This window comes from Celeribacter baekdonensis (genome assembly GCF_900102315.1).
Lineage (GTDB): Bacteria > Pseudomonadota > Alphaproteobacteria > Rhodobacterales > Rhodobacteraceae > Celeribacter > Celeribacter baekdonensis.
Genome location: NZ_FNBL01000011.1, coordinates 122,963 through 129,503 on the forward strand (window position 1 = coordinate 122,963; position 6,541 = coordinate 129,503).

Here is a 6,541-nt window from a genome sequence, read left to right on the forward strand (position 1 = left end):
GAAAACTCTTTCTAAACAATATCCGCCTGCGGGGAAAGCGCGTACATCAAAAGACAAGAAGGAGATTTGACATGACATCATACGTTGCTCGCCACGGGCTGGACGTGGCCGAACCCCTCGCCACCTTCATCGAAACCGAGGTTCTCGTTCCCGGCGTGTCTGCGGATGCGTTCTGGTCCGGCTATGCTGCATTGCTGAAAGATCTTATGCCTGTGAACCGTATGTTGCTTGAGACCCGCGACAGGTTGCAGGCCGAGATTGACGCGTGGCACGCGGCCAATACGTTGGGCGATGGCACGGCGTATCGCGCGTTCCTGTCGGAGATCGGCTATCTGCAACCGGAACCGGCCCCTTTCGCTGTCGAAACGCAGAACGTCGATGATGAAATCGCCGCCATCGCCGGACCCCAACTTGTGGTGCCCGTGATGAACGCGCGCTTTGCCCTGAATGCGGCCAATGCGCGCTGGGGCTCGCTTTATGACGCGCTCTACGGCACAGATGCCATCCCCGGCAAGGCAAGCGGCCGCGGATATGATCCGGCACGCGGCGCTCAGGTGATTGCCTGGGCACGGGCGCATCTCGACAAGGTGGCCCCGCTGAGCGGACAGAGCTGGGCCGATGTCACCGGGTTGGAGGTGTCGGACGGGGCTTTGCATGTCGCCGCAGGGGGCGTGGATGTGACGCTTGCCGATCCCGCTCAGTTTGCGGGCTATCGGGACACTGGCAACATTCTCCTTACCGCCAACGGGCTGTTGATTGAGATCGTGATCAACCGCGACAGTCTGATCGGCAAGACCGATCCCGCCGGTATCGCCGATGTCCGGATCGAAGCGGCCCTGACGGCCATTCAGGACTGTGAGGATTCCGTCGCCGCGGTCGATGCCGAGGACAAATGTGCGGTTTACCGGAATTGGCTGGGTCTGATGACTGGCACATTAACCGAAACCTTCGACAAAGCGGGTCAGCCGATGACACGGGCACTTGCCCCCGATGTCGCCTATCGTACGCCGGACGGCAGTTCCGTCACCCACCCCGGACGTGCCCTCATGCTGGTGCGCAATGTCGGCCACCTGATGATGACCGACGCGGTCCGCATCGACGGTCAGGACACGCCGGAAGGCATCATGGACGCTGTCGTGACCGTGGCCTGCGCCATGCACGATCTGGCCAAGACGGACGGCCCGCGCAATTCGCGCAAAGGCTCGGTCTATGTTGTCAAACCGAAAATGCATGGGCCCGATGAGGTGGCTTTTGCCAACACGCTTTACGGTCGGGTCGAAGCTCTGCTGGGCCTGCCCGAAAACACCGTGAAGCTCGGCATCATGGATGAAGAGCGCCGGACGTCGGTCAATCTGGCCGCCTGTATCGCGGCGGTGAAAAATCGCTGCGTGTTCATCAACACCGGGTTTCTCGACCGCACCGGCGACGAAATCCACACTTCGATGCAGGCCGGTCCCGTGATCCCGCGCGGGGAGATGGCCGGGTCCATATGGCTTTCGGCCTATGAGAACGGCAATGTCGATACCGGTCTCGCATGTGGCATGAAAGGTCAGGCGCAGATCGGCAAGGGCATGTGGGCCAAACCCGACGAGATGGCCGAGATGCTCGCCGCCAAGATCGCGCATCCGAAGGCCGGGGCCAACACGGCCTGGGTGCCGTCGCCAACCGCAGCGGTGCTGCACGCCACGCATTATCACGAGGTCGATGTCAGCGCCGTTCAAAACGAAATCGCGGATCGCACACGCGCCACGCGCGAAGCCTTGTTGACACCGCCGATCATGCACGGACGCAACCTGTCCGAAGCCGAGATTCAGCACGAACTTGAGAATGCGTGTCAGTCCATCCTGGGCTATGTGGTGCGCTGGGTCGATCAGGGTGTTGGGTGTTCGAAAGTGCCTGACATCAATGATGTGGCCCTGATGGAAGACCGTGCGACATTGCGGATTTCCTCACAGTATTTGGCCAACTGGCTGTTGCATGGCCTGTGTTCAAAGGATGACATCGAAGCTGCGTTCCGACGCATGGCCCCAAAGGTCGATGCGCAAAACGCCGGTGATGCACAGTACACCCCGATGGCCCCCGGTTTCGCGGGCGAAGCCTTTAATGTCGCCCGAGCGCTGGTCTTTGACGGCGTCAACCAACCTTCGGGCTATACGGAACCACTTCTCCACGCGGCCCGCCGCCGTGTGAAAGACGCCCTGTGACGGTGAGCGCAAACATCAAGGAAGAGACAACATGCTGACGATCAAGAGACTGGACATTCAGGACGCCCGCGTCCTGATCGCCGGGGCACGGGAAAAATCTGAGGAGATCGGCGTGCCCATGTGTATTGCGATCACCGATGAGGGCGGCAATCTGATCGCTTTTGAACGGATGGACGGTGGCAAGGTGACGTCATCGCTGATCGCCATCGACAAAAGCTTTACCGCCTCGGCCGCGAAGAAAGCCACACATGAATATGGCGCGGCAAGCCAGCCGGGATCGCCGGCTTATGGCATCGGTTCCGCCATCGGTGGTCGCCTCATGGTGGTGGGTGGCGGCCTGCCTGTCATGGTCGACGAAGAGGTTGTCGGTGGGATTGGCGTCTCCTCCGGGACTCCGGATCAGGACCGCGCCGTGGCCCAGGCTGGCATCGATTCATTCCTTGTCACTTTGTAAGGTTGCGCCTGTGACCTCTGGCGGGATCCCGGCGATGTTCTTTGTGACGATGTTGTCCGCGCAGGTTCTGATCGTGTGACGTACCGCTAGGATGAAAATGGGTTTGGTCCACCATCACCCTACGCTCCGCCAGATCTCTTCGAGATCGCGGTAAGAGACGGCATAACGGACGTAGAAAATCACCGCACGCAGGATCACGGATTTCGGAAACTGGGCCCCTTGCAACCCACTTTTCTCAACCACCTGACACCGCTCCCATTTTCCAGATGGATTGGAAACGAGAACTGGAGCGCCAAAGCCAATGACTTTTAACGAGGTGACGAGGCGGGGGTTGTCGTCAACGAATGCACTTTTATAGATGCAGGGCGTCGGTTCGAAGGGTGATTAAACAAGACAGCGGGGATTCTGACGATACCGATTCACAAATTCGCGCCAGTCTGAGCAATCTGAGGCTTTGGACATCTCGATAAAGCAGAGGGAAGGAGCGACAGGAAGAATATATACCGCCAAATTCCAAATTTCACCCTTCAATGAACCTCACAACGGACGGTCCTGCGATGGTGATCTGTTGGTTCGGTGAAGATGTACAAGTGCGGCAACTGCCGCATGCGCGACCGAGGCAAATTCGGCAGACGAACCCTTCGACCCTGCACGCACCATGATCCCACGGGCAATTGATCCGATAAGACCTGCGGCGACCAAGGGCGTCACCTCAGAAGACTCAGACCATCCGGCCTTGCCTAGCCGTCTGGCTATTCTGGTCTCAAGAGCCACAAAACGCTGATCGAGTTCAATGCGAAAGGTCTCATTGCGCCCCGCGACATCCGCGAGAACACAGCAAACAAGACATCCTGGCGTTTCGGGGTCTGAGGTAGCAAGGTGGACCACCTCAGCGAAAAAGGCGGTCAGGTCGTCTTGCAGAGAGCCATGTGGACCAAGGGCGTTTGCCACACGAGACACCCGAGTTTCCACGTAATGCGTGATCCTTGCCGAAGGGCTTGGTGTTTCCGGCCAGACGGTTGGACGCTACCTGTATCTGCTCGTTGATCTCATGCTGCGGCGGCAGGCAGGGGCTTTAGAAAAGGCGGGTTCGGGGGGATCGGCGTTGACGCTCTCGCCAAGGAGGCGGGCCTGACATCGGGCGCGTTCTACGCCCATCTTGGCTCCAAGGCCGGAGCCTTTCGCATGGCTGTCGACGATGGGCTGGGTTTTCTTCTGAACGGAATCGAGGACTTCCAAGCCCGGCACGGTGCGGACTGGCGGGACAAGTTCGTCGATTTCTACCTCGGTGACAGGATGGCCACAGGTCTGGACGAGGCTTGCGCCCTGCCAACCCTGACCGCCGATGTCGCGCGCGCGGATGACGAGACGCGGCACGCCTATGCGGAGGGTTTGACGGAGATCGTGGACAAGATTGCAAATGGACCCGGCCAGCGGATGTCGCGCGATCAGGTCTGGGCGCTTGTTGCGGTGCTGTCGGGTGCGGCGGGCATGGCGCGCGCGGTGACGGACCCGACGTTGCGCGAGGAGGTCCTCGCTGCGGCGGCCCAGGCCGCGAAAGCGATCTAATCGGCGGATCCGGCGTTGGACTGAGTGCCGCGTGACCGAGTTGGATTTGGGTGGTGAACAGCCGCAGCTGTTTCGGGGTCAAGAACAACACGCGCCGCGCCGGGCATCGAGACCTGCGGCAGGCTTGATCGGTCGAGCACACCGGCCTTTGGCAACACGCCATTCCGGTAGAGAATCCAAGCCGTCACAGCATAGATTTCGTTGTCCGTCAGGGTGCCGGGCGCGCCATAGGGCATCGCGCGCCGGACATAGGCGAACAGGCTTGTCGCATGCGGCCACATGCCGCCTGCGGACAGGATCAGGATCGGGTGACTGTTGATGCGCACAGGTCGCAGCGGGTCGCCGAAACCGAACACTCCATCCGACCCGATCAGCCGCGCGTTCGGCCCCTCGACACCCGTCGCCCCATGGCACGAGGCGCATTGCTGCGCATAGACTTGCGCGCCCTCTGCCACGCCGCCGCGCCCTTCGGGCAGATTGCGCCCATCGGGCCAGATTGTGCGGAGCGCTTCGGGCAGGTCAACCTCTTCGAACGGCTGGCCAAGGGCGGGGGTCGGGGACCCTGTGATCGCGGGTTGATCGGACACCTGCGACAGCGCGGCGTTGACGGCGAATACTGCGGTGGTGAAAGCGATGAGGGCCAGGAGGGCGATCTTAGGCATAGTGGTTTTTCACCTCGCCGGATCGGTTGATCGACCAGGCCTGAATAGCGTTGAAGTGGTTGAAGGAATGCCCGGCGAAAATGTCGTGCCAGATGTCCCGTGTCGGTTGCATGTCTCCGGTCTCGTCTGTGGCGCGGCTCATCAGGATGGCGCGCTCGTTGTGCCAGTCCCACGGCAGGGAAAAGCGCGTCAGTGCTTTGGGCTGCACCGGGGCCTGTAGCCTTGCCTCGGTCCAAGTGCGCCCGCCGTCGACCGACAGTTCCACCCGCGCGATCCGCCCGCGCCCGGACCAGGCCAGCCCTTCGATCTGGCGCGGTCCCGGCGCGATCACCTGTTGCCCCGAGGGCGCGGTGATGACTGATTTGACCGACATCGCAAGGCTCATCATGCGCAGTTTCCCGTTTGCAAGCGGATCGGCATAGAGACCGGATTCGTCCTTGCTCCATGCTGGACGGTCGGCCAGTTCAAGACGGTGGAGCCACTTGATCTGCGCGTTGCCTTCCCAGCCGGGCATCAGGATGCGCATCGGATACCCCTGCGAGGGGCGCAGCGGTTCGCCATTCTGATAGAGGGCGAGCATTCCTTCCGCGACGAGGGGGCGCAGCGGCAGGCTGCGCATATGCCGGCCGCCATCGGCCCCCTCGGCGATGACCCAGGTGGCGGCCGGATCAATCCCCGCCTCGTCGAACAGAATGCGAAGGGGGATGCCGGTCCATTCGGCGGCGGAAATTTGCCCTGACACGTCACCCAGCGTCATGTCGCGGGCCCATGGCGATACGGCATTGGTGGCCGAGTTCCCCGCGCATTCGATAAAGGCCGTGCGGGTCACCAGCGGATAGCGGGCGAGGCTGTTCAGATCAAAGCTCAGGGGGCGCGCGACCATGCCGTGGAGGACCAGCCGGTGCTCTGCCGGGTCGATGTCGGGAATGCCGTTGTGATGCACGGCGAAATGCAGGCCATTCGGCGTGATCGTGCCGCGCAGGTGTTCCAGCGGCGTATGCCAGATTTCAAAACCGGGCGAATCCGCCGCCGGGCGCCGAACGACATTGGCCACGCGGGGGCCGGGCAGGCCATAGGGCAGGTCGTCATCGCCGAGGGTTTGCATCCACGGCATCAACCCGTCCTGAGCGGCACTGGTTTGTGCCGTCACCGCGGCTCCGGTCAGCCCGGCCAGAAGGCTCCGCCGGTTCAGCCGTAGTTTGTTTGCATATGGACGCATGAATGCACCTATTTGGTCAAAAAAGTCACTCTTCAGGACAGCAGGCCGCGACGACGGCGCGCATCTGCTCGGTCATCGCTTCAAGCCGTCGCAGGATCGCCGGGCCATCGACGTCGCAGAGCGTTTGTCGCCCGACATTTTCGCAGCTGACGATGCCCGCTTCGCGCAGAATGCGGATGTGGCGCGAGATGACGGAACGGTCTTGCGGGAATCCTTCGGCAATGGACGAAATATCGGCCCGACCAAGCGCAAACATGCGCCGCAGAATCGCGACACGCGCCGGGTCCTGAAGGGCGGCGAACATCCGGTCGTCCAACATATCGGTACAGCTTTGGATATAGGATTCGGTCTGCATGGCCCTGCTCAGTCAATTTTCATCGCCCAGTATATATGTGCATAAATATGCACACGTCAAGCCTGCGCTTGGACCGCG

The 6,541-nt window shown here is 61.3% G+C and carries 6 protein-coding genes and 1 pseudogene; 3 read left to right on the forward strand and 4 right to left on the reverse strand.

Features of this window, described 5'->3' with window-relative positions:
- Window positions 1-71 precede the first annotated feature (71 nt).
- Window positions 72-2,204, forward strand: coding sequence for a malate synthase G (locus BLT54_RS16515; RefSeq protein WP_074646389.1), 2,133 nt, complete (start codon window positions 72-74; stop codon window positions 2,202-2,204).
- Between the two features lie 31 nt (window positions 2,205-2,235).
- Entirely contained in the window at window positions 2,236-2,658 is a 423-nt protein-coding gene (locus BLT54_RS16520; protein ID WP_074646390.1) for a GlcG/HbpS family heme-binding protein, read from the forward strand.
- Window positions 2,659-2,790: 132 nt separating this feature from the next.
- On the opposite strand, the pseudogene BLT54_RS22310 reads toward BLT54_RS16520, so the two are convergent.
- Window positions 2,791-2,883, reverse strand: a pseudogene (locus BLT54_RS22310) (IS6 family transposase); the annotation flags it as partial.
- 960 nt (window positions 2,884-3,843) lie between these two features.
- Between BLT54_RS22310 and BLT54_RS16530 the strand changes: the two are divergent.
- Entirely contained in the window at window positions 3,844-4,227 is a 384-nt protein-coding gene (locus BLT54_RS16530) for a hypothetical protein (protein WP_245708039.1), read from the forward strand.
- Here the strand turns inward: BLT54_RS16530 and BLT54_RS16535 are convergent.
- The 3 genes from BLT54_RS16535 to BLT54_RS16545 are packed head-to-tail and all read right to left on the reverse strand — an operon-like array spanning window position 4,224 to window position 6,463.
- Window positions 4,224-4,889: a c-type cytochrome gene (locus BLT54_RS16535; RefSeq protein ID WP_074645849.1), complete on the reverse strand. Its 666-nt coding sequence runs from the start codon at window positions 4,887-4,889 to the stop codon at window positions 4,224-4,226. The two genes, BLT54_RS16530 and BLT54_RS16535, sit on opposite strands and share 4 nt — an antisense overlap.
- Window positions 4,882-6,108, reverse strand: a complete 1,227-nt coding sequence (soxC, locus tag BLT54_RS16540) for a sulfite dehydrogenase (protein ID WP_074645848.1) — start codon at window positions 6,106-6,108, stop codon at window positions 4,882-4,884. Before soxC ends, BLT54_RS16535 begins: the two co-directional genes overlap by 8 nt.
- Before the next feature lie 25 nt (window positions 6,109-6,133).
- Window positions 6,134-6,463 (reverse strand): ArsR/SmtB family transcription factor, encoded by a 330-nt coding sequence (locus BLT54_RS16545; RefSeq protein WP_074645847.1) that lies wholly within the window; start codon window positions 6,461-6,463, stop codon window positions 6,134-6,136.
- Window positions 6,464-6,541: the final 78 nt, after the last annotated feature.